The sequence below is a fragment of the Dysgonomonas sp. 520 genome (assembly GCF_010501095.1).
Taxonomy (GTDB): Bacteria; Bacteroidota; Bacteroidia; order Bacteroidales; family Dysgonomonadaceae; genus QVMP01.
Genome location: NZ_QVMP01000015.1, coordinates 1 through 23,681, shown reverse-complemented (window position 1 = coordinate 23,681; position 23,681 = coordinate 1). Strand labels below are relative to the sequence as shown.

18 protein-coding genes are annotated in these 23,681 nt (G+C 40.5%); 10 read left to right on the top strand and 8 right to left on the bottom strand.

What is annotated here, in order from left to right; all coding sequences use genetic code 11:
- Positions 1 to 127 precede the first annotated feature (127 nt).
- On the top strand, positions 128 to 2,746 hold the full coding sequence (gene alaS / locus D0T56_RS10125; RefSeq protein WP_163320033.1) for an alanine--tRNA ligase: 2,619 nt from the start codon (positions 128 to 130) through the stop codon (positions 2,744 to 2,746).
- A gap of 70 nt (positions 2,747 to 2,816) precedes the next feature.
- Here alaS and D0T56_RS10120 read toward each other — a convergent pair whose 3' ends face one another.
- Complete coding sequence (locus tag D0T56_RS10120; protein WP_163320032.1) at positions 2,817 to 3,317, bottom strand: dihydrofolate reductase; 501 nt, start codon at positions 3,315 to 3,317, stop codon at positions 2,817 to 2,819.
- An 80-nt stretch (positions 3,318 to 3,397) separates the two neighbouring features.
- Here D0T56_RS10120 and D0T56_RS10115 point away from each other — a divergent pair, with 80 nt between their 5' ends.
- Both D0T56_RS10115 and mazG read left to right on the top strand, forming a co-directional pair.
- Positions 3,398 to 5,455, top strand: a complete 2,058-nt coding sequence (locus tag D0T56_RS10115) for a cytochrome c biogenesis protein CcdA (RefSeq protein ID WP_163320031.1) — start codon at positions 3,398 to 3,400, stop codon at positions 5,453 to 5,455.
- Positions 5,452 to 6,234, top strand: coding sequence for a nucleoside triphosphate pyrophosphohydrolase (gene mazG, locus D0T56_RS10110; protein ID WP_163320030.1), 783 nt, complete (start codon positions 5,452 to 5,454; stop codon positions 6,232 to 6,234). The genes D0T56_RS10115 and mazG overlap by 4 nt, the downstream gene beginning before the upstream one ends.
- A gap of 21 nt (positions 6,235 to 6,255) precedes the next feature.
- On the opposite strand, the gene D0T56_RS10105 is transcribed toward mazG, so the two are convergent.
- From D0T56_RS10105 to D0T56_RS10095, 3 genes are read right to left on the bottom strand one after another with little or no spacing between them, the layout of a single operon-like run.
- Positions 6,256 to 6,786 carry a GNAT family N-acetyltransferase gene (locus D0T56_RS10105; protein WP_163320029.1) on the bottom strand — a complete coding sequence of 177 codons (531 nt, stop codon included), beginning with the start codon at positions 6,784 to 6,786 and terminating at the stop codon, positions 6,256 to 6,258.
- 44 nt (positions 6,787 to 6,830) lie between these two features.
- Entirely contained in the window at positions 6,831 to 7,481 is a 651-nt protein-coding gene (locus D0T56_RS10100; protein WP_163320028.1) for an alpha/beta hydrolase, read from the bottom strand.
- Positions 7,482 to 7,494: 13 nt separating this feature from the next.
- Positions 7,495 to 8,280 carry a hypothetical protein gene (locus D0T56_RS10095; RefSeq protein WP_163320027.1) on the bottom strand — a complete coding sequence of 262 codons (786 nt, stop codon included), beginning with the start codon at positions 8,278 to 8,280 and terminating at the stop codon, positions 7,495 to 7,497.
- A 255-nt stretch (positions 8,281 to 8,535) separates the two neighbouring features.
- Here D0T56_RS10095 and secDF point away from each other — a divergent pair, with 255 nt between their 5' ends.
- Positions 8,536 to 11,568: a protein translocase subunit SecDF gene (secDF, locus tag D0T56_RS10090; protein WP_163320026.1), complete on the top strand. Its 3,033-nt coding sequence runs from the start codon at positions 8,536 to 8,538 to the stop codon at positions 11,566 to 11,568.
- Positions 11,569 to 11,757: 189 nt separating this feature from the next.
- Here the strand turns inward: secDF and D0T56_RS10085 are convergent, their stop codons facing one another.
- Both D0T56_RS10085 and D0T56_RS10080 read right to left on the bottom strand, forming a co-directional pair.
- Positions 11,758 to 12,654 carry a hypothetical protein gene (locus D0T56_RS10085; protein ID WP_163320025.1) on the bottom strand — a complete coding sequence of 299 codons (897 nt, stop codon included), beginning with the start codon at positions 12,652 to 12,654 and terminating at the stop codon, positions 11,758 to 11,760.
- Positions 12,655 to 12,666: 12 nt separating this feature from the next.
- Positions 12,667 to 13,317 carry an ABC transporter ATP-binding protein gene (locus D0T56_RS10080; protein WP_163320024.1) on the bottom strand — a complete coding sequence of 217 codons (651 nt, stop codon included), beginning with the start codon at positions 13,315 to 13,317 and terminating at the stop codon, positions 12,667 to 12,669.
- A 130-nt stretch (positions 13,318 to 13,447) separates the two neighbouring features.
- Here D0T56_RS10080 and D0T56_RS10075 point away from each other — a divergent pair, with 130 nt between their 5' ends.
- The 5 genes from D0T56_RS10075 to D0T56_RS10055 all read left to right on the top strand — a co-directional run bounded on the left by D0T56_RS10075 (position 13,448) and on the right by D0T56_RS10055 (position 19,984).
- The gene (locus tag D0T56_RS10075) at positions 13,448 to 14,116 is read left to right on the top strand and encodes a TatD family hydrolase (RefSeq protein WP_163320023.1); all 669 of its coding nucleotides are present in this window, start codon (positions 13,448 to 13,450) and stop codon (positions 14,114 to 14,116) included.
- A 220-nt stretch (positions 14,117 to 14,336) separates the two neighbouring features.
- A complete protein-coding gene (locus tag D0T56_RS10070; RefSeq protein ID WP_163320022.1) occupies positions 14,337 to 15,395 on the top strand; it encodes an asparaginase in 1,059 nt (352 codons plus the stop codon).
- Positions 15,376 to 15,867: a YkgJ family cysteine cluster protein gene (locus tag D0T56_RS10065; protein ID WP_163320021.1), complete on the top strand. Its 492-nt coding sequence runs from the start codon at positions 15,376 to 15,378 to the stop codon at positions 15,865 to 15,867. Before D0T56_RS10070 ends, D0T56_RS10065 begins: the two co-directional genes overlap by 20 nt.
- A gap of 270 nt (positions 15,868 to 16,137) precedes the next feature.
- A complete protein-coding gene (locus tag D0T56_RS10060) occupies positions 16,138 to 17,073 on the top strand; it encodes a phospholipase A (RefSeq protein WP_255491150.1) in 936 nt (311 codons plus the stop codon).
- Positions 17,074 to 17,089: 16 nt separating this feature from the next.
- Positions 17,090 to 19,984, top strand: coding sequence for a PD-(D/E)XK nuclease family protein (locus D0T56_RS10055; RefSeq protein WP_163320020.1), 2,895 nt, complete (start codon positions 17,090 to 17,092; stop codon positions 19,982 to 19,984).
- A gap of 175 nt (positions 19,985 to 20,159) precedes the next feature.
- Here D0T56_RS10055 and D0T56_RS10050 read toward each other — a convergent pair whose 3' ends face one another.
- A complete protein-coding gene (locus D0T56_RS10050) occupies positions 20,160 to 22,253 on the bottom strand; it encodes a S9 family peptidase (RefSeq protein WP_163320019.1) in 2,094 nt (697 codons plus the stop codon).
- 256 nt (positions 22,254 to 22,509) lie between these two features.
- Between D0T56_RS10050 and D0T56_RS10045 the strand changes: the two genes are divergently transcribed.
- The gene (locus D0T56_RS10045) at positions 22,510 to 23,094 is read left to right on the top strand and encodes a sugar O-acetyltransferase (RefSeq protein ID WP_163320018.1); all 585 of its coding nucleotides are present in this window, start codon (positions 22,510 to 22,512) and stop codon (positions 23,092 to 23,094) included.
- 79 nt (positions 23,095 to 23,173) lie between these two features.
- Here the strand turns inward: D0T56_RS10045 and D0T56_RS10040 are convergent.
- On the bottom strand, positions 23,174 to 23,681 hold a 508-nt coding region (locus tag D0T56_RS10040), incomplete at its 5' end, for a hypothetical protein (protein ID WP_163320017.1).

The window sequence follows — 23,681 nt, the reverse complement described above, 5'->3', positions numbered from 1 at the left end:
AAATATAAATAGTTCTGTCTTACTTTTTATTGGACATGAAGGGCAAAAGTAAAGTTTTTGAGTTATTTTTGCAAACTATATTTAATTAAAGAAACTGAAAAAGAAAAAAGCAAAAATATATAATACAATGATGACATCTAAAGAAATCCGTAATTCATTCAAAGATTTTTTCCATTCGAAAGGACATCAGATTGTACCTTCCGCACCTATGGTGATAAAAGACGACCCTACGCTTATGTTTACCAATGCGGGAATGAACCAATTTAAAGATATAATTCTGGGCAATGCCCCCATTAAATATCCGAGGGTGGCAGATTCTCAAAAATGTCTCCGTGTAAGCGGTAAGCACAACGACCTGGAGGAAGTTGGGTTGGACACTTATCATCACACAATGTTCGAAATGCTTGGAAACTGGTCGTTTGGCGACTACTTCAAAAAAGAGGCGATAGAATGGGCATGGGAATATCTGACGGAAGTCATTAAACTTGATAAAGACAGACTGTATGTAACTGTTTTCGAGGGAAGTCCTGATGAAGGCTTGCAACGTGACGATGAAGCAGCGGGCTATTGGGAAAAATATTTGTCGAAAGACAGAATAATAAACGGTAACAAGAAAGATAATTTCTGGGAGATGGGCGAAACGGGTCCTTGTGGACCTTGTTCTGAGATACATATCGACCTTCGCCCCGATGACGAGAGGGCAAAAGTGGATGCTCTTACTTTAGTTAATGAAAGTCATCCTCAGGTAATTGAAATATGGAATCTTGTGTTCATGCAATTCAACCGCAAAGCGGACAAATCGCTGGAGCCGCTTCCTGCCCGTGTTATCGACACAGGTATGGGTTTTGAACGCCTTTGTATGGCTGTGCAAGGTAAAACATCGAACTACGACACGGATGTCTTCCAACCGATAATCCGCACGCTTGCAGGTATGACGCAATCGGAATATGGCAAAGACGAAAAGAAAGATATTGCCATGCGTGTTATTGCCGACCATGTGCGCACCATTGCATTTTCCATTGCCGACGGGCAATTGCCTTCGAATGCTAAAGCGGGATATGTGATTCGCCGTATTCTTCGTCGGGCTGTTCGCTACGGATATACTTTCCTTGGTCAGCACCAAGCCTTTATGTACAAACTTATCCCTGCTCTACTGACGACTATGGGAGAGGCTTACCCCGAACTGGAGCAGCAAAAAACGTTGATAGAAAAAGTAATGAAAGAAGAAGAAGATTCTTTCCTGCGTACATTGGAAACAGGAATTAAACTTCTCGAAAAACATATAGCCGAAGCTAAAGCTAAAAACCAAACCGTTCTTGCCGGAATAGACGCTTTCACCCTGTATGACACATACGGTTTTCCTCTCGATTTGACGGAACTCATCTTGCGTGAAAACAATATGACCGTTGACGAAGATGGTTTCAAGACCGAAATGCAGAAACAGAAAGACCGTGCCCGCAACGCAGCAGCCGTGGAAACGGGAGACTGGACTGTAATAAAAGAAGGTGAACCTGTATTTGTAGGATACGATTTCACAGAATCGGAGGCACAAATACTTCGTTTCAGAAAGATTAAACAAAAGTCGGGCGAATATTTCCAATTGGTTCTCGATCGTACTCCTTTCTATGCCGAAATGGGAGGTCAGGTTGGCGATAGTGGTTGGCTGATAAATGGTGACGAAAAAATTGAAATATTCGACACGAAGAGAGAAAATAACCTTTCGGTACATTTGACCGCTAAATTGCCTGCTGATATCACAGCTACGTTTATTGCTCAAATCAATGCAAAGAACAGAACGGCGACGGAATGTAACCATACTGCAACTCACTTGCTTCATTCGGCTTTGAGAGAGGTGCTTGGCGAACATGTAGAACAGAAAGGATCTTATGTTTCGCCGCAAGTTCTCAGGTTCGACTTCGCGCATTTCCAGAAACTTACCGACAAGGAAATAAGAAAAGTAGAACGCATGGTTACTTCAAAAATAAGGGAAAATATTACCCTAACTGAAAATCGCCACGTACCCATCGCACAGGCAAAAGAAATGGGAGCAATGGCTCTTTTCGGCGAGAAATATGGAGAAGAAGTGCGTGTTGTCCGTTTTGGCGATTCGGTTGAGTTGTGCGGGGGTACGCATATCTCTTCAACAGGACGCATAGGGTCGTTCCGCATCATTGCCGAAAGTTCTATTGCCGCAGGAATCCGTCGTGTGGAGGCTATTACGGCAGAGGCTTGCGAAGATTATTTCTATGGTCAGCAAGAGGTATTGATGGAAATGAAAGCTATATTTCACAATGCACCGAATCTGGTTCAGGCTATCCGCAAATTTGTTGAAGAAAACGCCGAAATGAAAAAGCAGGTGGAAGAATATGTAAAAGAAAAGTCTGTCCGCCTTAAAGAAGCCATCATAAAACAAAAACAAGATATAAACGGAATATCCGTATTCACGATGCGTGGGCATATACCGGCAGATATCGCAAAAGATATTGCATTCCAGATTAAAGGAGAATATCCCGCTAATTCTGTTTTCATCGGTTCAACAGATACGGAGGGAAAACCAATGCTTACCCTCATGTTTTCGGACGACCTTGTAGCCAGAGGGTTCAATGCTTCGCAAATAGTGCGTGAAGCTGCAAAACATATACAAGGCGGTGGCGGCGGTCAGCCTCACTTTGCTACGGCAGGAGGCAAGAATGTAGAGGGCCTGTCGAAAGCAACGGAAGAAATATTGAGTAAGCTGAAAATCTAAGAGCCTTTTTGTCATTGAGTAGCGAAGGCTACTCAATGACAAAAATCAGTAACACCTTGATAGTGTAATTTTACTTTTGACATACCCTCCTATACAAAACGAACGAGTGCGCATAGCGATTTTTTTCGTCAGGAGAATTATATGTCCTTGACACTTCTTCCCATTCAGTTGTATCTATATTCGGGAAAAAGGCGTCGGTGTTTTCAAACGTATGGTCAATATAAGTGACATAAAGTTTGTCGGCGATAGTCATCGCATCTTTGTATATGGATGCGCCACCGATAATAAAAACCACCTCTTCATCCTTGCACAGTTCAAGAGCTTCATTCATCGAATGGCAAACTTCACATCCGTCTATCAGTATGTCTTGCCTCGAAAGCACAATGTTCCGCCTGTTGGGTAAAGGCCCGTTGGGCAACGAGTCAAATGTTTTTCGTCCCATGATGACAGGATGTCCACTTGTTACAGATTTAAAATATTTCAAATCGTTTGGAAGATGGCAAAGCAATTTGTTATCTTTACCAATAGCGTTATTGTTGTCGACAGCGACAATGATTGATTTTGTAAGCATAAACTTAATTTGACAATTTTTCGTGTAAAGGTAATTATTATAATCTTTATCTTTGTATCCCCAAATATGGTGAAAACTTTATGAAGAAGAAATTTTTTTTATTAGTAACATTTATTTCCCTATTTGTTACTCTGTCTTTGGCCTCAAATCCTGTTTCATGGAAATTTAGTCTTGTAGACAAAGGCAACGGCGAAATAGACCTTGTAGCCACAGCAACAATAGCCGCAAACTGGCATCTGTACGACACTAACCTTCCCGAAGGAGGTCCTAACCCCACAACATTGACTATCGACGAACTTCAAGGAGCAACAAAGCTTGGGAAGTTTAAAGCAAACAGAACATCTACTAAAGTTTACGATGAGATATTCGATATGCAGGTTGCGTATTTCGACAACTCGGTAAGTTTTACACAACGGTTTAAGGTTACGGATAAAGCCAAATTCAAGATGGAGGGCGATATACGTGCTCAGGCTTGCAACGATGAAACATGTACACCTCCCGACCCGATATCCTTTAGTTTTACCTCGGCTCAGTTGCCGCAAACTCTGGTTGTAGGCGCAGATAACAATAAAGAAGAGCAACCTGTAACAGCAGATACTGTTGCTGTTGCTATTGAAAAAACAAGTGTAGACACAGTTGCTACGGCATCACCCGCTGTTCCTGAAAACATAGGAGCATCCGGTTCGGAGACAGACCTTTGGACTCCTGTAACGGATCAACTGAAACCTTTCAGAGCAGAGGATGGTATATCGAACCGGTCGCTGATAATGATTTTTATTCTCGGTTTTGGCGGAGGATTGTTAGCTTTGTTTATGCCCTGTATCTGGCCAATGATTCCGATGACTGTCAGCTTCTTCCTGAAAAGAAATAAGAAAAGCAGGGCGGGTGCAATAAAAGATGCTGTGACCTATGGTCTTTCTATTGTGGTTATTTATGTACTGTTAGGACTCATAATAACTGCCATATTCGGAGCCAGCGCTTTGAACGATTTATCTACAAGTGCCATTTTCAACCTGTTGTTTTTTGCCTTGTTGGTTGTTTTTGCGGCATCCTTCTTCGGTGCATTTGAGATTGTATTGCCATCATCGTGGACAAACAAGATGGATAGCAAAGCCGATTCAACAACAGGTTTGTTGAGCATATTTTTCATGGCATTCACGCTGGCATTGGTGTCTTTTTCCTGTACAGGACCAATCATCGGGACTCTTTTGGTTGAGTCTGCCGTAAGTGGAGCCATAATTGCACCGGCAATGGGGATGCTAGGTTTCTCCTTGGCATTGTCCATACCTTTTGCCTTGTTTGCCATATTCCCGTCTTGGTTGGAGAGCATGCCAAAATCAGGTGGTTGGCTGAATTCGGTTAAAGTCGTTCTCGGATTTCTGGAACTGGCTTTGGCTTTGAAATTCTTATCGGTAGCAGACCTTGCTTATGGATGGAGAATCCTGGACAGGGAGGTATTCCTTGTTTTGTGGATAATTATATTTATACTGTTAGGTGTATATCTCTTGGGAAAACTAAAATTTGCCCATGATAGCGACCTGAAACATGTTTCGGTGACGAGGTTATTCCTTGCTATCATATCTCTTAGCTTTGCGGTTTATCTGATTCCCGGATTATGGGGTGCGCCACTGAAAGCGATCAGTGCTTTTGCTCCGCCATTGAAAACTCAGGACTTTAATCTTTACGACGGAGATGTACATGCCAAATTTGAAGATTACGACGAAGGCATGGCTTATGCCCGTAGAAACAACAAACCTGTGATTATTGACTTTTCCGGATATGGTTGTGTAAATTGCCGCAAGATGGAAAATTCGGTTTGGATTGACTCTCGTGTGAAAAATATTCTGGAGAATGACTATGTGCTCATCACCCTGATGGTTGACGATAAAAAGAGCCTTCCGGAAGTTCTGGAAGTAAAGGAGGCAAATGGAGAAGTCCGGAAATTGAAAACTGTGGGAGACAAGTGGAGCTACCTGCAAAGGCATAAGTTTGGGACGAATTCTCAACCTTACTACGTATTGCTGGGCTCGGACGGCAACCCGATAGGACCGTGGTATGCCTACAACGAAAACGTAGACGATTATATAAAATTCCTGAATATAGGATTGAACAACTTTAGGGAAAAAAGTAAAGAATGAATACCAGAGATCAAAAACTAGAGGCTTTCGGGCGTTTGCTTGACATAATGGATGAACTGCGGGAAAAATGCCCGTGGGATGCAAAGCAGACTAACGAGAGTTTACGCACCAATACAATAGAAGAAACATACGAACTTTGCGAGGCGATCATAAAAAATGATGATCAGGAGATAAAAAAAGAACTTGGAGATGTGCTTCTGCATATTGTTTTCTATTCCAAAATAGGGGAGGAGAAATCGGCTTACGATATAGCCGATGTTTGCAACGCCCTTTGCGACAAACTCATCTATCGTCATCCTCACGTTTTTGGCAACGATGCCGCAGAAACGGCGGGTCAGGTCGAGCAATCGTGGGAGCAATTGAAACTGAAAGAAAAAGGCGGCAACAAAACCGTTCTGGAAGGAGTTCCGGCTTCCTTGCCATCCATCGCCAAGGCTCATCGCATACAAGACAAGGCTCGTAATGCGGGTTTTGACTGGGAGCAAAAAGAAGATGTGTGGCAGAAAGTGAATGAGGAATTTAACGAACTTCAATCGGAAATTTCGCAGATGAATCAGGACAAAATGGAAGCCGAGTTCGGCGACTTGTTTTTCAGTCTTATCAATGCTGCCCGTTTATACAAAGTGAATCCTGATAACGCATTGGAACGTACTAACCAGAAATTCATCCATCGTTTCAACTATATTGAGCAGCAAGCCAAACTTCAGGGTAAAGATCTTAAGAATATGACCCTCGCCGAAATGGATGTGCTCTGGGAAGAGGCTAAATTGAAGTCTTAGTTTGACTGCACGCAGGACAAACTAATCAAAAAAAGCCGGAGGATAATGCACCCGCCCCGAAATTCCATTCAAGGCGTTGGAAACAAGCTCCAGTCCCATCGCATATTCCTGAGGCACATCAAAAGGCAATTGTATTCCGAAATCGCCCAAAGGCTTGTATCCAAACTTAGGATAATAGTCTTTATGACCTAGCAGAATCACAGAAGTATAGCCTAGATCCTTTGCTTTTTCGTGAGCTTCCCTTATTAAAAGGCTGCCGATTCCTTGATTCTGAAATTCAGGCAAAACCGCAACAGGAGCCATTGCCAACGAAGTAAAGTTTGATTCGCCCACCGTAATTTCAGACAACAGAATATATCCTACGATCTTTTTCTCCAACACTGCCACCAACGACAACGGAGGAACAAAAGCGTCCGTCTGCCTGAGTTTCTCAACCAACTCATGCTCCTTATGGTCGCTATGCAGTTCGTCGGCGAAAGCAGCTTTTACCAACTTTTTCACCGCCGGATAGTCTTTCTCCAATTCTTGTCTTATTATCAAATCGTTATCCATACAATTAAGCCTTTTCTTTGAGGATGATTAAAAATAAGACATTTTCAATTTTTACGCAAAATTTCAGATAGAATTTTATTAATCTCTCTCGCTTTTTTCATCACCATCAGGTGGTCGCCATTTTCAACCTCTATTGCACCGGTGATTCCTTTGATTGGGAATGTCCGGTCTTTTGTTCCTTGTATGTGATACAGGTTTTCAATTTCGGCAGGAGGCGTCCAATCAAGCAACTGTTTTATCGACCACTTCATGTAGACAGGATCAATATTGTCAATGAAAAGTTCTGATTCGGACGGAGGTATATGGTACACATATTTTATATATAGCTTACTCAAGACACTATCTTTCGATATCACATCCATCGGGAAGCGGTCGGCAAACTTTACTTTCCGTCCTATTCCGAACATGGAAGGCTCTTCGGCTTTGCTTTTCATGGAAGCCATTATGATAGTCTTTTTCGGACGTAGAAAACGGTTCATTTCCTGCACCACCAATCCTCCGAAAGAGTAGCCGATCAGTACAAATGGACGGGTAATATCTACCTCTTTTGCCATTTCACGGGCATATTCTTCCAATGATTCATCTCCACGAGGGATATACCATTCCAGATATTTCTTTTCAAATCCTTCCGGCAATTTAATCTTGTCGAAGACCCGGCAATTGGCAAGAAAACCCGATACAAAATACACATTCATATTTTGTTTTATCTTAATCATCACCCGAATCGAGGGCAACCTCCAGCGCAACAGCCCCAACAACAAGGATGGTTCCGCCTAAAATTTCCAAGCCTTTGCCAACACCGCCCCAAAACTTATGTCCGGTTTCCTTTCTTACATAAAACATGTCGCCCCGTTTTTTGCTGTAACCCACAATTTTTTCCGGCGAACGGTTTTTCGCCTTATACATTCCTTCCAAATAAAAGTCACTCTCGAAAGCGAGCGGTTGCTGCATATCATCGGCTTTCAGGTAAACTGTAAGATATGTGAAAAGGTGGATAGGCGTATCATTTTCAGTAAATTTGGCTACGGGATACTCTTCGCCGTTCCCGTCTTTGTACGAGTGTTTATATTTTCGGCTCTTTATTTTGTGGAAATTGAAATTCGACAGTTCAAGCAACACCCTGTCTATGCGCTCACCGGGAAATATTTTGGCAATGCCTTCCATATCCGTCACCAGCCTGTCGTGCTCTTGCCCTTCTCTTACCTGATATGGGGGAAGATAAGGAGAAAATTCTCCATCAAGAGTGATACCCGACTCCCGCCAGTCTACATATATGGGATGCGATGTCTTGTTTCTTACGCCAACCGAAATTGGGGCATTCTCTCCATTGAACCGGTAGTAAACATCAAGGCTATCACCTTCATATACAAACTCTCCATTGTTATTTTTCTGAGTGTAAGGATCGTTTGTGTTCATTGTTGAATAAAAGTACGTAGTAGAACATGAACTCAGCAACAAGACCAATGTACATATTGAAAACAGATAATACTTCATAGTCAATTATGGTTTGTGTGCCCGAAATTAGCCAAATAATAGAAAAAACACAATTTACGTACTACTTTTTTTAATATGTATACGGATATTTTTAAAACCAAAAACCGGCATATATTTCAGAATATAAATAAATATTTAGCAGTAAGGCAACAAAAAAAAATAAAAAGGTTATATTTGCACGCTGAAAAGTTTGTACTTTTGAGGGTTTTGGTAATTAAATAACAAAAATAATATATAAATAATTAAATTTAAAACATGCAAAACAAGGGATTTGTAAAGGTTTTTGCCGTTTTATTAACTCTGGTGTGTTTATTTTATATGTCTTTTACTTTCGTAACAAGATATTATGACAATAAGGCAGCCACAGAGGCAAACGGCGATCCTCTGAGAGAAGCAGAAATTCTTGATTCGCTTTCTACAAAAAAAGTATGGCTTGGCTATACTTTAAAGCAATGTCGGGAAAGAGAAATTGGGTTAGGTCTTGACCTTAAGGGTGGTATGACCGTAATGTTGGAAATTGACGCTGCAGCTGTGTTGCAGTCTTTGGCCAACACAGACGACCCTCAATTTCAGGAAGCAATAAAACAAACAGTAGAAGAAAACACAAAAGGTACGAGCAAAGACTTTGTGAGCCTTTTTGTTGAAAAGTACGAGTCCATAAATAAGGATGCCCGTCTTGTCGACATTTTTGGTTCGGGGTCGCTTAAAGAACCTATTGAAAAAATTAATAAAGATAAAAACAAGGTAACAAATGCGCAAATCAAGTCTGTGTTGGATGAAGAAATGCAAAGTGTTGCCAGCAACTCGTTTCAGATATTAACAACACGTATCGACCGTTATGGTGTTGTTGCTCCAAACATTCAGAAGTTGAATAACCGTGCAGAACGTATTCTTGTAGAACTACCCGGTATTAAAGAGCCTGAGCGTGTTAAAAAGCTACTTCAAGGAAACGCAAACCTTGAGTTTTGGAGAGTTTTCGACCGTGGTGCAGCTATTTCCGACTTGGCTTATGTTAATGAAGAAAGCGCAAAACGCCTCGATCGCACCACTGCTGCTCCGGTAGTTGCAGACTCAACCGCAACCGCAGCAAATGACTCTACAACGGTTGAACCGGACAGCGCAAAACAAGCTGCGCCTCAGTTGGCAGCAACAGAGACTGCAGACAAAGACAAACTATCGAAAACCTTGTTCGAAATGCTTAAGGTTGAAGCTCCTGTAAGTGGTGCTGTGATAGGTTTGGCAAACAGAAATGACACGGCAGCAATCAACGAGATACTTTACAAATTCAGAGATTCATATCCTATCGACCTGAAATTTGCCTGGGGCTTCAAAGCATTCAGCACAGACAATATGGATAAAGAAGTTAAAGCTGAATACGAAAAAGCAATTGAAGCGGTATTCGGACAACCATATAACGAAGAAACGTATTTCGAACTTTATGCTCTACGTGGAGTGGGTACTAAAAAAGGCCCAACGCTGGAAGGTGATGTGATTACATCAGCCAGAGTTGACCTTGACCCACAAAAAGGATATCAGGTGAGTATGCAAATGAACTCGAAGGGAACTACCCAATGGAGTGCTATTACCGAAGACGCCATGCAGAAGAAAGAAGCTGTTGCTATTCTTCTTGACGGCTATGTATATTCTGCGCCTAACGTGCAATCGAAAATTGACGGAGGAAGCTCTGTTATCACAGGTAACTTTACCGTGCAAGAAGCTCGTGACTTGGAAAACGTTCTGAAATCGGGTAAAATGAAAGCCGGTATCCGCATTGTGCAGGAAGACATCGTAGGTCCTTCTTTGGGACAAGAAGCTATTCAGGCCGGTGTTGTTTCCTTTATCATCGCTTTGGTTGTTTTGTTGACATATATATTCCTTATGTATGGCTTTATACCGGGCTTGATTGCTAATGGTGCGCTTCTGGTAAATATATTCTTTACGATTGGTATTTTGGCTTCGTTCCGTGCAGTATTGACACTTCCCGGCATTGCAGGTCTTGTGCTTTCATTGGCAATGTCTGTCGATGCCAATGTGCTTATCTATGAAAGAACTAAAGAAGAACTTCGTGCAGGCAAAAATGTGAAAAATGCCATCATGGATGGTTACAAGCACGCATTCTCGGCTATCTTCGATGGTAACTTGACGTCGATTATTACCGCAGCCATCTTGATTTACTTCGGTTCTGGCCCTATCAGAGGTTTTGCCACAACGTTACTTATCGGTATCATCGCATCGTTCTTCACGGCGGTATATCTGACTCGTGTTGTGTATGATTACTTCTTATCGAGAGGAAAATTCGGAAACCTTACTTTTGTAACAGCTATTTCTAAGAACTTCTTGACAAATACGAAGATTCAGTTCTTGAAATTACATAAACAAGCATTCATCTTGTCGGGAGTTATCCTTGCATTAGGTGTTGTTTCACTGTTCACACTAAAACTGAATCAGGGTATCGACTTCACCGGAGGACGTAACTACATTGTTCAATTCGAACAAAATGTAAAAACATCTGATGTTGAAAAAGCACTTACTGCCGAGTTTGAAGAATCCGGAGCTTTGATACGTGTTATCACGATGGGATCAGACAAACAACGTATCACTACCAACTATAAGATAGATGCCAGCAACCCAGAACAAGTGGAACTTGAAATCAGGGAGAAATTTAACAATGCGCTTAAAGGATATATTGCAGAAGGGCAGACTATCAACGATTACATACAAAGTGTGCAAGTAGTTGGGCCTAGCGTGGCGGAAGACCTCATCAAGTCGTCTTTTATAGCTGTGATTTTGGCTATCATCTGTATGGGATTGTATATCCTTATCCGTTTCCGAGACATGGCGTTCTCAGTCGGTACGATTGTGGCGGTTGCGCATGATGCCTTTTTTGTAATAGTAATGTATTCGTTCCTATACAAAATAATGCCATTCTCGATGGAGATTGACCAAACTTTCATTGCTGCAATCTTGACGGTTGTAGGTTACTCGATCAATGATAAGGTGGTTATTTTCGACCGTATCCGTGAAATCAGGAAAAACTATCCTACACGCCCTATCGGTGAAACTGTAAACGAAGCCTTGAACTCTACTATTTCACGTACATTCAATACATCGTTCAGTACATTCCTTGTAGTGCTTTGTATCTTCATCTTCGGAGGAGACACAATCAGGAGCTTTACATTTGCAATGTTGATTGGGGTTGTGATAAGTACATATTCTTCACTGTTCACTGCAACTCCAATTGCATACGAAATGTTGAAGAATAAATTCGAAAAGAAGAAAGCAAAATAATATTTGCTAAACTATAACAGCAAAAGCATCTTCCAACAGCGGAAGGTGCTTTTGTTTTTTGTTCCGCTTATAAGCTGTATTTTAGGAATGGTTCCCGACATGGAAATGGGTGGCGCAAACATAAAGGGTTTGACCAACAAACTGGAAAAGATGGAGACACACAAAGCGCTATGAACAAGTAAGATAGCTTTACTTCTTCTTCAATCTGGCTTTCAACTTATACAAAATGGGGGGAATAATATCTTTTAACCGGATATTGTCCTCCCTATTTTTTGCATTTTCTTTTTCCTGCAAAAAATCTTTCACTTTTCGGGTCAATTCTTGAATATCTTTTGCTTCAAAATATTCAAGCGATGGCCACAACCAAGGATCGAGAGGATGAAAACTACGGACATAACGATATGTTTGTTTGTTGATAGCTTTCCAGAAATTGTAATATGCCTCTACATCAAAATCGGTTTTGTGTCCCCAATTCGATAACTTTTGCTTGATTTCGTCATTGTCTCTTGCCCAGCTTTGATGCAGCACCTTAAAGTTTGTATATAAACTGATCTCAAAGTTTTCAGATAAACGGCATCCAACATACCGAGGATTATTTGTTGCCACCGGATACGTTTCATGAGTATTAATCACAAAATAGCCATTGTCATCTTTCTGAAATAATGTAATCAAGCCTGCATATATCTGAGTAGGAATATTAGCATTCAACGATTTTATATATTTCACAAAATTCTCAAAATCTAAGAAATACTCATCGGAATCTACAAAAATATGCCATCCGTCTAACCCCATATAAGACGAAAGCATGTTGCGCTCTCTGACATCACATTCTATTGACGACAATTCAGAAACATAAAAAGAATCTTCGTAAATATGAATTTTATTGTCCACATCATATTCTCTCACCCAATCGAAAAAAGATTCGGGTAATATGAAATTATTACCGCTCCATGTTTTCCTATCCTTATCGATAGCAAATGCGATGTAATCTGCAAAAGGATAAACCAATGGAAGGGCTTCCTTTACATATTTATAATCGTACGAAATAAGAAAACCTACCTTTATTGCCGGTTGTTTACTTTCCATCTTTACTCAATTTTATATGATAACACCATCCTTGATGTGTATAGTTCTATCTGTAAGTTTTGCCAGATCCTCGTCGTGGGTAACAATGACAAAGGTTTGTCCGAGCCTGTCCCTTAAATCGAAAAAGAGCTTATGCAACTCCACTTTATTTTCAGTATCCAAGCTACCGGATGGCTCATCGGCCAAAATCACCGCAGGATCGTTGATCAATGCACGGGCAACGGCAACCCGCTGCTTTTCGCCTCCCGACAACTCGTTAGGCTTGTGCCCCACCCTATCCGACAATCCCAACAAATCTAACAGATCCAATGCTTTCTTTTTTGCCTCTGCCTCTTTAGTCTTGGCTATCAGCGCAGGAATCATCACATTCTCCAATGCCGTAAATTCGGGTAATAACTGGTGAAACTGAAACACAAAACCAATATTCTTATTCCTGAATTCAGATAATTGGTTGTCATTAAATCTTGACACCTCATAACCATTAATATTGATCGACCCCGAATCGGCCTTATCCAAAGTGCCTATTATCTGCAACAAGGTCGTTTTTCCGGCTCCGCTGGCTCCTACAATAGAAACTATTTCGCCTTTTTCCACACTAAGATCAATACCTTTCAGCACTTGCAATTGGTCAAACTTTTTTGTGACGCCTTTTATATGAATCATTGATTGACTGATTTTATTTTCTATATCACACAAATATACGGATAATATTACTAATTCTTAGAGCGAAGACCACAAACTCAAACATATTTTATGTACCTTAGCAATCGAGGTAAGTTTTTGTTTTTTCGTTATGAACTATTATAATATTCATACACACAACCCTTTCTGCCAACAGGAAGAAAACGGAGATTATTGTAATCGCATCTTTAATGTATATCCGCTAGAGTTTGAAGTAGCCAAAGAAGACACGTCTCTGTCATGTTGCTTTTCGTGTGGATTGCATCCCTGGTATTCCGACAATGCCGATTCGCAGCTGAATTATTTGCAAGAAGTTATAGCCAACGATCGGATTATAGCTATTGGCGAAGCCGGATACGACAGGCTGAAAGGTGGTGACATGCAATCGCAAAGGCATATCTTCGAAACCCAAATCCAATTTTCGGAAACCATCGGAAAACCTCTTATCATTCATTGCGTGAAGGCATGGGAAGAGCTTATTGATTCGCATAAAAAATTCAACCCTAAACAGCCGTGGATAATACACGGATATAGAGGCAAACCCGAATTGACGAGACAGTTGCTGAAATATGGGTTTTATTTTTCAATTGGTGAAAAGTTCAACAGCCAATCGGCAAGAGAAATTCCCGTTGACAAGCTATTTTGCGAAACAGACGATAAACAAATTCCGGTGAAACTCGTTTATCAAAAACTAGGTGAAACTTTGAATATGAACTTAAAAGAATTGTCTGAAATAGTGAACAAAAATGTAGCCGACATTTTTCCAAAATTATTATTTTAAGAAGTCATCTAGACTTTTTAAATTATACTTAATTTTTGAGTTTTTGTCATGTTGAACGTAGTGAAACATCTAAAAAACAGATCCTTCGATACTCTCAGGATGACAAAATTGAATAAAACGAAAAAGTCTAGACGGTTTCTAAGTATAAATACTCATAGGACTTATTATTGGCAGAAAACATTAACTTTGTTTCAAAATTTAGGATGGAAAGGGGGCTGATATGATAGATTCGAATGCCAACATATTACTGATATACACCGGGGGAACAATCGGGATGATTGAAAATAATGTGACCGGAGCCCTCGAAGCATTCAATTTCAGCCAGATTACAGACCATCTGCCCGAACTCAGGCGGTTTAAGTTTCAGGTTGAGCCGATAGTGTTTGACCCGCCGATAGATTCTTCCGACCTGACTCCTATTCATTGGCAAAAACTGGTAAATATCATCGAAACAAACTACGAGCAATATGACGGATTTGTTATTCTGCACGGAACCGACACCATGTCTTACACGGCATCGGCACTCAGTTTTATGATAGAAAACCTGGATAAACCCGTTGTTCTGACCGGGGCACAGCTACCCATCGGTAAGTTGCGTACCGATGCGAAGGAAAATCTTATCACCGCCCTGGAAATTGCCGCCGACAAAGACAATCTTGGCTATTCGATTGTTTCGGAAGTTTGCATTTTCTTTCAGAACGACCTGATAAGGGGAAACAGGTCTACGAAAGTGAATGCCGACAATTTCAATGCGTTCAGGTCTTTCAATTATCCCAACCTTGCCAAGTCCGGTATAAAAATACGATACGACAGATCGAAACTTTTGACTCCAAACCATGAGAAAAAAGTAAGATTTCACTACAAAATGGACGAACATATTGTAGTTTTGAAACTTTTTCCCGGAATACCACAAAACATAGTGGAAACGATATTAGACATCGAATCGCTGAAAGCTGTGGTTCTGGAAACATTTGGGTCGGGCAATGCGATGCGTTCCGATTGGTTTTTGGAGGCATTGGCTAAGGCCGTGAAAAGAGGTGTCATAATTGTGAATGTAACTCAGTGCGCAATGGGATCGGTGGAGATGCAACGATACGAAACAGGGCAACAATTGCTTAAAGCAGGCATAATCAGCGGATTTGACATGACAACAGAAGCTGCCGTCACCAAATTGATGCACCTGATCGGATTTGGATACTCACGCGAAGAGATCATCGTCAGGATGCGTGTCCCATTGGTAGGAGAAATGACTAGATACGATGAAAGAGAAGAAGGATAAATATTCTGATTTAAGTTTTTTAGCTGAAAAGGCGAAACCCGGATTTAATCAATTTTTAAAAAAGAATAAAAAACGTCTGGAAAAGATGGATCACGAAGTACATGAGCTTCACGAAAAGTATTCTGAAGAAATTGACTGTCTTCTGTGTGCCAATTGCTGCCGTTCTCTTGGGCCGGCCATATACGACAAAGATGTTGAACGCATGGCTAAAGCATTGAGAATAAAGCCATCGGAAGTTATGGAAAAATATCTCAGGATTGACGAAGACAAAGATTATGTATTCAAGTCGATGCCCTGCCCGTTCCTGATGCCCGACAATTATTGCCAGATATACGAATCTCGACCCAAGGCATGCAGGGAATATCCTCATACCGACAGGAAACGCTTTGTGCAGATATACAACCTGACGGTTAAAAATACTTCTACATGCCCCATTGCTTATGAGGTTATGTGTGAACTTATTAACAAATAATATGTTATAGATTTATAAAATAATGAGAATCAGTAGTTGAATACACCTCTCCCCAACCCTCTCCAAAGGAGAGGGAATAAATCCCCTCCTCCCTTAGGGGGAAAATGGGTGAGGGTGGTTTGTAGGGGTGGGGTTCTACTCCACCCGTAAATATATATTTATTGAATAATTCAAACCGATGAATACTATAATCAGCTAAGGATAAATCATATATAATTTTATTCAATATACAATTAAAACATAAAAAAGACACAAGCCAAATTTTCCATTATGATGAAGACTTGTTTTTTATTTACTCTGATATTTCTATTTTCATCTATACATACGTATGGACAGGAACACCTGTCCAATGATTCGATAACACACAAGGAGCATCCTAAAGATAGCCTGAATAGGTCGGAGCTGATAAAACTGAAAGCCGAAAAAGTTTTGGGTGATGTTTTCCGTCCCGATTCGACACTCAATGCCAGAAACATACTGAAAGAATTTGATAATAGTCCATCATTTGGAATATACAAAAATAATTACATCATAGCCGGAACCACAATGTCGGGGCGTGTGAGTAAATTCAACTCCGACGCAAAAATACAAATCAGTGTATCTCAACGCCTTACAAACAGCGTATTGCCTTTCAACAGCTATTTGTTCCTAACCTTTACCCAACTTGCTTATTGGGATATTTTCAGGGAATCGTTTCCTTTCCGTGACCTCAATTTCAACCCAACAATCGGACTTGGGCGTGCATTGGCTTACAAGAATAGGTTTTTAGGAGTACTATCTTTCCAGTTAGAGCACGAATCGAACGGTAAAGATGAAGATTATTCTCGAAGTTGGAACAAGATTAGCTTCATGGGACTGCTGAAAATAAACAGGCACTGGACCGTTCAGGCTAAGGCGTGGATTCCACTTGTGGATGGAGGTAACAATAAAGACATCGTTAAATATAAAGGCTGGGGGCATCTGGGCATTGATTACAGCAAAGGACGCAGATTTAATGTCGGACTTCTGCTCACAAAACGCAGCACGTCCGATCTGAGCGCAAACATTACGATGAACCTGTCGTACCGTTTCTCGACGAATACGAACCAGTATTTGTTTGTCGAATATTTCAATGGTTATGGTGAAAGCCTGATAGATTATAACAAATATCATCACCGCATACGTGCAGGAATAGTTATCAAACCTAACTTTTTATTTGTATATTAGCCTAAAAACTATTTGGATGACCCCTTTTCTATTTAATGTAGCTAAAACATATTACAAACATCATGGCAAAGATATCAGTAAATTTACTTTTGTCTTTCCCAACAGAAGAACCGGACTATTTTTTCAGAAATATTTATCGCAACTGTCCAAACAGCCGATATTTTCGCCACAAATTCTGACCGTTGCCGATCTGTTTGCAATGCTTACGGAATACCGTATCACCGACAGGATTGAGTTGTTGTTTACTCTTTACGACAATTATAAGAAGATAAGTTCTTCGTCCGAGAGTTTTGACGAGTTTGTGTTTTGGGGCGAAATGCTCTTGAACGATTTTGACGATGTGGACAAATACATGGTCGATGCACAGCAATTGTTCAGGAATGTATACGACCTGAAAGAAATTGACGCCGGATTCAGCTTCTTGACAGAAGATCAAATCATGGCTATACGCCGTTTCTGGTCTAGCTTTCTGCCCATTGGAGATAGTGAAAAGAAAAAAGATTTCATGGAGATGTGGCAAATATTGTTTCAGTTGTACACATCTTTAAGAAACGACCTGATAGAAAAAGGACTTGCATACGAAGGCATGATTTTCAGGGATGTTGCCCAACGTGCCAAAGATAAGGAAGTGATGGACTTGCCTTTCGAGAAAATTATTTTCGTTGGTCTTAATGCGCATAGCAAGTCGGAAGAAGAATTACTGAAATATTTGAAAAACACAGGAATAGCCGATTTTTATTGGGACTATTCATCGCCGATGGTGAAAGACGCATACAATAAGTCTTCTTTCTTTATCGACAAAAACAGGGTGCAGTTTCCGTCTCAATATCAGCTTGATGCGGAAAAATTATTTATGGAAAACCCGACTATTGAAGTTGTCGGAATTCCGTCTTCGGTGGGACAGGCAAAGTATGTGCACACCATTCTGCAAACGCTTGTTGACGAAAATCACATACAATCTGCCGATAATGCCCTGAATACTGCGGTTGTATTGCCCGACGAAAACCTCCTTTTGCCCACTCTCTATTCAATTCCTAAAAGCATTGAAAAGATTAATGTGACAATGGGTTACAACCTGCATCACTCTTCTGTGGCAGGATTGATGGAACAAATATTCGACTTGCAAAAGAATATACGTTTTTCCGATGAAGGCATCGGTTTCTATTTCCGCTTCGTATTACCAATACTGAACCATAGATACCTGATGGCTTTCCTTCCTTCGGAAGTTCAGCATTTGAAACAAGAAATAATAAAATACAACAAACATGTTGTGCCGACCAAACTGTTTGCGATTCACCCCTTACTGGAACTCATTTTCACGCCTATTGACGATTGTAAGGATGTGTCGGGATACTTACAAAAAATATTGTCGCAGATAAATAAATTCACCTACTCGAAAAGAAAAGAAGCAGCCGAAGACACCGATGCTTCGCAGCTTGACATTGAGAGTGAGTTTATTATCGAATATTACAAGACAATAAACAAGATGGACGAATCGCTCAAAAAAGTTTCCGTGACGGAAATGTCTGTCGACACTTATTTCCGCCTACTGAGGAAACTCATTGCAGGCATTAGCGTTCCTTTTTCGGGTGAACCCCTTTCCGGCTTACAGGTAATGGGGGTTTTGGAAACCCGTGCATTAGATTTTGAAAATTTGATAATCCTGTCGATGAACGAGGGCATATTTCCCCTGAAAAAAGCCACAAACTCGTTCATTCCCTACAATCTCCGTCATGGTTTCGGATTACCTACTTACGAACATCAAGACAGCGTTTATGCCTATCACTTTTACAGGATGATAAGCCGTGCGAGACGCATCTACCTGCTATACGACACACGCACAGAAGGTTTGCAAACAGGTGAGATAAGCCGTTATTTCTACCAATTGAAACATCTTTACTCCGACCGGTTCGATATACGAGAGCGTCTGGCGGTTTATGAGGTTTCGGCAAATGCCAGTTTATCAATCTCGATGAAAAAGACCGAAGAGGTACAAGAAAAACTTAACTCTTTTCTTCATGGCGGAGACAGAAGCCTGTCTGCCAGCTCCATAAACATGTATCTCGATTGTCCCCTCCAATTTTATTTTTCGGTGGTCGAGCAATTGAAAGAAGACGAAGAAGTTACGGAAACCATTGAGGCAAGCACTTTCGGCAGCATTTTTCACGAAGTTATGGAGTGGCTGTACGAACCATTGAAAGGCAAGCTGGTTACAGCCGATTTATTAAAAAATATTTCGAAAGACGACAAACTCCTCACCCATACCATTGAACGATCTTTTGCTAAAAATTATTTCAAAAATCCTGATGACATACGCCGTCTGACAGGACAAAACTATCTGACAGGAGAAGTTATGAGGCGTTATGTAAGGCAAGTATTGAAAACGGATATAAAGCTGACGCCTTTCATCTACATCGAATCGGAAAGACGGATCGAGACGGAATATCCCCTACCCTCGGGCAAAATGGTTGCCCTGAAAGGTTTTCTCGACCGCATAGACGAAGTGAAAGGACATACCCGCATCATCGACTACAAAACAGGAAAAGGCGAGCTTCGGTTTTCGAACATGAATCAGGTTTTCGACAAAGCTGAAAAAGACAGGCCTAAAGCCGTGATGCAGGTTCTCATGTATGCTCATTTATATCAGAACGAATTTCCGGAACGGATAATAGAACCGGGAATTTATTTTCTTCGCAACTTGTTCGATACGGGCTTTGACGCAGATGTGATACATAAACCGGGAAGAACGGGATCTATACGTATGACCGATTTTTCAGTATACAGGGAAGAATTTAAAACCCAGTTTGATGCCTGTCTGGAAGAAATATTCGATCCTGCAGTTCCTTTCACACAAACACCCACGGGTAAAGCGTGTGAGTGGTGTTCTTTTACGAATATCTGTAAAAAATAAAGGAGGTGTATCAAAAGTAAAATTCGAGGTCTTTTTGTCATCCTGAACAGAGTGAAGGATCTTAATTGAAAATACACAGATTTTTCACTTCGTTCAAAATGACAAAATTGATATAAACCTCATAATAAACAAGTTAACACCAAAATCCTAAATACACTACGTGTATATTTTCTTTTTATTTCAAATATTCATCAAACCAACGGAAAAATTCCCTCTGGAAAAGTACTCCGTTCTGAGGTTGAGATATCCAATGGTTTTCGTTTGGGTAAATCAACATACGGGCAGGAATACCCCTTAGCTTTGCAGCATTGAAAGCCATCATTCCTTGAGAAGCAAGGATGCGATAATCCAGTTCGCCATGAGTTATCATGATGGGCGTATCCCATTTATCCACAAATCGGTGAGGTGAATTTGTATACGTACGTTGTGCTATCGAATTATTCCTGTCCCAGTAAGAACCGCCTAAATCCCAATTAGCAAACCACATTTCCTCAGTTTCCAGATATTGAGCCTCAAGATTAAATATACCTGCATGAGACAAGAATGCCTTGAATCGCTTGTTGTGATTTCCTGCCAGCCAATAAACAGAGAATCCGCCATAACTTGCCCCCGTGCAGCCAAGTTTTGTTTCATCCACATAAGGTTCTTTCGCCAATTCGTCGATAGCTGATAGATAATCTTTCATATTCTGACCTCCATAATCTCCACTGATCTGTTCCAGCCACTCTTGCCCGAATCCGGGAAGCCCACGGCGATTAGGCGCTACAATGATGTAACCATTTGCGGCCATCATTTGCAGATTCCATCTGTACGACCAAAACTGACTTACGGTACTTTGAGGTCCTCCTTGACAATATAAGATCGTCGGATATTTTTTATTCGGGTCAAAATTAGGCGGATAAACAACCCAAGTCAGCATTTTCTTATTGTCGGTCGTTGCTATCCATCGTTCTTCAACCTTGCCCATTTTTACTTGATCCAGAATTTCTTTATTCTCAAATGTCAATTGCGTTGCATCGCCTGTCGAAACGTTTACTGAATATATTTCATTTGGCTGCGACATCGAGTGTCGCAAAGCAATCAACTTATCGCCGGCATATCCGAACGATTCATAATCGTGAACACCCTGAGTGATTGCCTTCACTTCTTTTGTCGCTATATCCACATTCCAAAGTTGAGTTTTCGCTTCCACACAACTAACAATAAACAGACTCTTGTTATCATCATTCCATGCGGCAAAATCTGTATTATAATCAAAGTTTTCGGTTACATATATTTTCTCGCCGGAAGCCAAATCCATCACAAACAAACGATTTTTGTCCGACTCGTATCCATCACGCTCCATGCTTTGCCAAGCTATCAATTTTCCGTCAGCTGAGAATATCGGATTTGTATCATACCCCATCATTCCCTCAGTGATATTCTTTGTTTCTTTCGAATCGACATTATACAGGTAAATATCCGAATTGGTGGAAAGGGAATATTCCAACCCTTTTTTCTTTCGGCAAGTATAAGCAATCGTTTTGCTGTCGGGGCTCCAAGCCAATTGTTCCATTCCGCCGAATGGCAACATCGGACACTCGTACGGCTCATCGCCCAGAATATCAACAATATTGGATAGCTTAGAACCATCAAAATCTGCAACAAAAGAATGTGGTATTTCTTCCACCCATTCCGACCAGTGTTTATACATCAGATCGTCAATTATTCTTCCCGATGCTTGTGGCAAGTCAGGATAAATATCAGATGTTCGTTCGCCAAATTTTATATTTTTATAGAACAAAACCTTCTTACCATCAGGAGAATATGAAAAACCACTGACATCTCCTTCTATTTCGCTAATCTGCACCCGGTCTGTTCCATCCGGATTCATTTCCCATATTTGAGACGAGCCACTTTCGCTACTTAGGAAAGCAATTTTTGAACTGCCTTTCACCCAAATGGCATTGGCTTCGCTTTTCTTCGTCTGTGTAATTTGTTTATTATCAGAGCCATCAATATTCATAACGAATAATTCCCGATTCGTTTTATTCTGATCAATACTGACATAGCTTACGCCATAAAGAACTTTCGACCTGTCGGGCGAAACTTGCACGTCGCCCATACGACCAAAGCTATAAAGGACTTCAGGCGTCATAATTCCACCCGAAACTGTTACCGATGCTTTACCGATGAGAGATGCGTCATCTTCATTTTCTTTTTTATCCGAACTATTGCATGCAAAAATGGAGGCTCCCAAAAACATAGCCATAATTGATTTATATTTCATATTTCTTTCTTTTTTTACCAAATTCAAAGGTAAGGTTTTATTGCTAATCAATAAAATCAAACATAATAGATCATTAATTATTACGTTAAATAATTAGTAATACCAATCAGTATTTATTTCTTATAACAAATATGTTGGCTATTATTCAACGTTAATTATATTTTGTAGGGGTGGGTTTTTACTCCACCCGAAAGTGTACAATAATCACCAACATTTTTCAACTACTGATTCGAATCAGTAAATAAATAATAAAAACATGAAATCAGAAAAAGAAAAAATGCTCGCCGGTGAGAATTACGATGCTTCGGACAAAGAACTAATCACTCGTTGGCATCTGGCAAAAAAACTAATGCGGCAATTTAATCAAGCTGATTCTACAAACAGTGATTTTATTGAGAATACTCTTCAGTTACTGCTTGGCAGTAAAGGTGAAAACATTTGGATTTCAGCGCCTTTTTTTGTTGATTATGGCGAAAATATCCACATCGGCAACAATTGCGAAATCAATATGAATTGTGTTTTTCTCGATTGCAATACAATCACAATTGGCGATAATACGGGCATAGGTCCTAATGTTCAGATTTACGCAGTGGGTCACCCTATCAATCCGGATGAAAGACTTTCCAAGAACAATAAAAAAGAAGCTTTTGCTTTTTGGAATACGTCTTCTGCTCCCGTTACAATAGGCAGTAATGTTTGGATAGGAGGAGGCTCTATCATTTTGCCCGGTGTAACCATTGGCGATAACACAACCATCGGAGCAGGAAGTGTTGTTACAAAATCTATTCCTGCCAATTGTCTGGCGGTGGGCAATCCGTGCAAGGTTATCAGACATCTTTAATTTCACATAATACATATCAAAAAAAGGAAACACCTTTCTGCGTATAGGCGTTCCCTTCTTCGTTGTGCTAAATTTATTCTTAATTGATGCGGACATAGGAGCCGCTTGTCCTATGATTTCCTTCTCCAATATAAAAGGTTCCATCTATAGTATCTGGCAAATTTTGTCCTTCGACAACAATTGCAACATATACTTCCTCTCCGGTCTCTACTGTTGTAGTTATATTATAGTTTATATAGAATCTATAATCTACAAAAGAATTATAACGGCACTTATTTCCAACAAGTTCAAAAGAGCCATTAAACCGAGGAGAACCACTCCACAAATTGACATCATCACGGGGAAGTAGTTGAACTATCACATAAGTTATAGTTGAATTAGCGTTCAAGTTTGAAAATACAGCTTGAGCGCCAATAGAAATCAAATATGTACTATTTCTGTCAGGCAATACAAATTTATATGGATCACCATTAGAATCTCGTAATACACTAACCACACCTCTTCTTAAAGAGAAAGGTAGCCTTCCGGAGGGAATCCTCGTAAACAAGCTAAATCCCGGCGCAGACCATTTGCCATTGCCGCTGGCA

What these genes read in the sequence shown, in the direction of transcription:
- D0T56_RS10085 (WP_163320025.1), bottom strand. Translation starts at nt 12,654, where the DNA reads ATGGAAAGTAAACAACCGGCAATAAAGGTAGGTTTTCTTATTTCGTAC.
- D0T56_RS10095 (WP_163320027.1), bottom strand. Translation starts at nt 8,280, where the DNA reads ATGAAGTATTATCTGTTTTCAATATGTACATTGGTCTTGTTGCTGAGT.
- D0T56_RS10100 (WP_163320028.1), bottom strand. Translation starts at nt 7,481, where the DNA reads ATGAATGTGTATTTTGTATCGGGTTTTCTTGCCAATTGCCGGGTCTTC.
- D0T56_RS10075 (WP_163320023.1), top strand. Translation starts at nt 13,448, where the DNA reads ATGAACTATTATAATATTCATACACACAACCCTTTCTGCCAACAGGAA.
- D0T56_RS10115 (WP_163320031.1), top strand. Translation starts at nt 3,398, where the DNA reads ATGAAGAAGAAATTTTTTTTATTAGTAACATTTATTTCCCTATTTGTT.
- D0T56_RS10060 (WP_255491150.1), top strand. Translation starts at nt 16,138, where the DNA reads ATGATGAAGACTTGTTTTTTATTTACTCTGATATTTCTATTTTCATCT.
- D0T56_RS10065 (WP_163320021.1), top strand. Translation starts at nt 15,376, where the DNA reads ATGAAAGAGAAGAAGGATAAATATTCTGATTTAAGTTTTTTAGCTGAA.
- D0T56_RS10070 (WP_163320022.1), top strand. Translation starts at nt 14,337, where the DNA reads ATGATAGATTCGAATGCCAACATATTACTGATATACACCGGGGGAACA.
- mazG (WP_163320030.1), top strand. Translation starts at nt 5,452, where the DNA reads ATGAATACCAGAGATCAAAAACTAGAGGCTTTCGGGCGTTTGCTTGAC.
- D0T56_RS10055 (WP_163320020.1), top strand. Translation starts at nt 17,090, where the DNA reads ATGACCCCTTTTCTATTTAATGTAGCTAAAACATATTACAAACATCAT.
- secDF (WP_163320026.1), top strand. Translation starts at nt 8,536, where the DNA reads ATGCAAAACAAGGGATTTGTAAAGGTTTTTGCCGTTTTATTAACTCTG.
- D0T56_RS10045 (WP_163320018.1), top strand. Translation starts at nt 22,510, where the DNA reads ATGAAATCAGAAAAAGAAAAAATGCTCGCCGGTGAGAATTACGATGCT.
- D0T56_RS10105 (WP_163320029.1), bottom strand. Translation starts at nt 6,786, where the DNA reads ATGGATAACGATTTGATAATAAGACAAGAATTGGAGAAAGACTATCCG.
- alaS (WP_163320033.1), top strand. Translation starts at nt 128, where the DNA reads ATGATGACATCTAAAGAAATCCGTAATTCATTCAAAGATTTTTTCCAT.
- D0T56_RS10120 (WP_163320032.1), bottom strand. Translation starts at nt 3,317, where the DNA reads ATGCTTACAAAATCAATCATTGTCGCTGTCGACAACAATAACGCTATT.
- D0T56_RS10050 (WP_163320019.1), bottom strand. Translation starts at nt 22,253, where the DNA reads ATGAAATATAAATCAATTATGGCTATGTTTTTGGGAGCCTCCATTTTT.
- D0T56_RS10080 (WP_163320024.1), bottom strand. Translation starts at nt 13,317, where the DNA reads ATGATTCATATAAAAGGCGTCACAAAAAAGTTTGACCAATTGCAAGTG.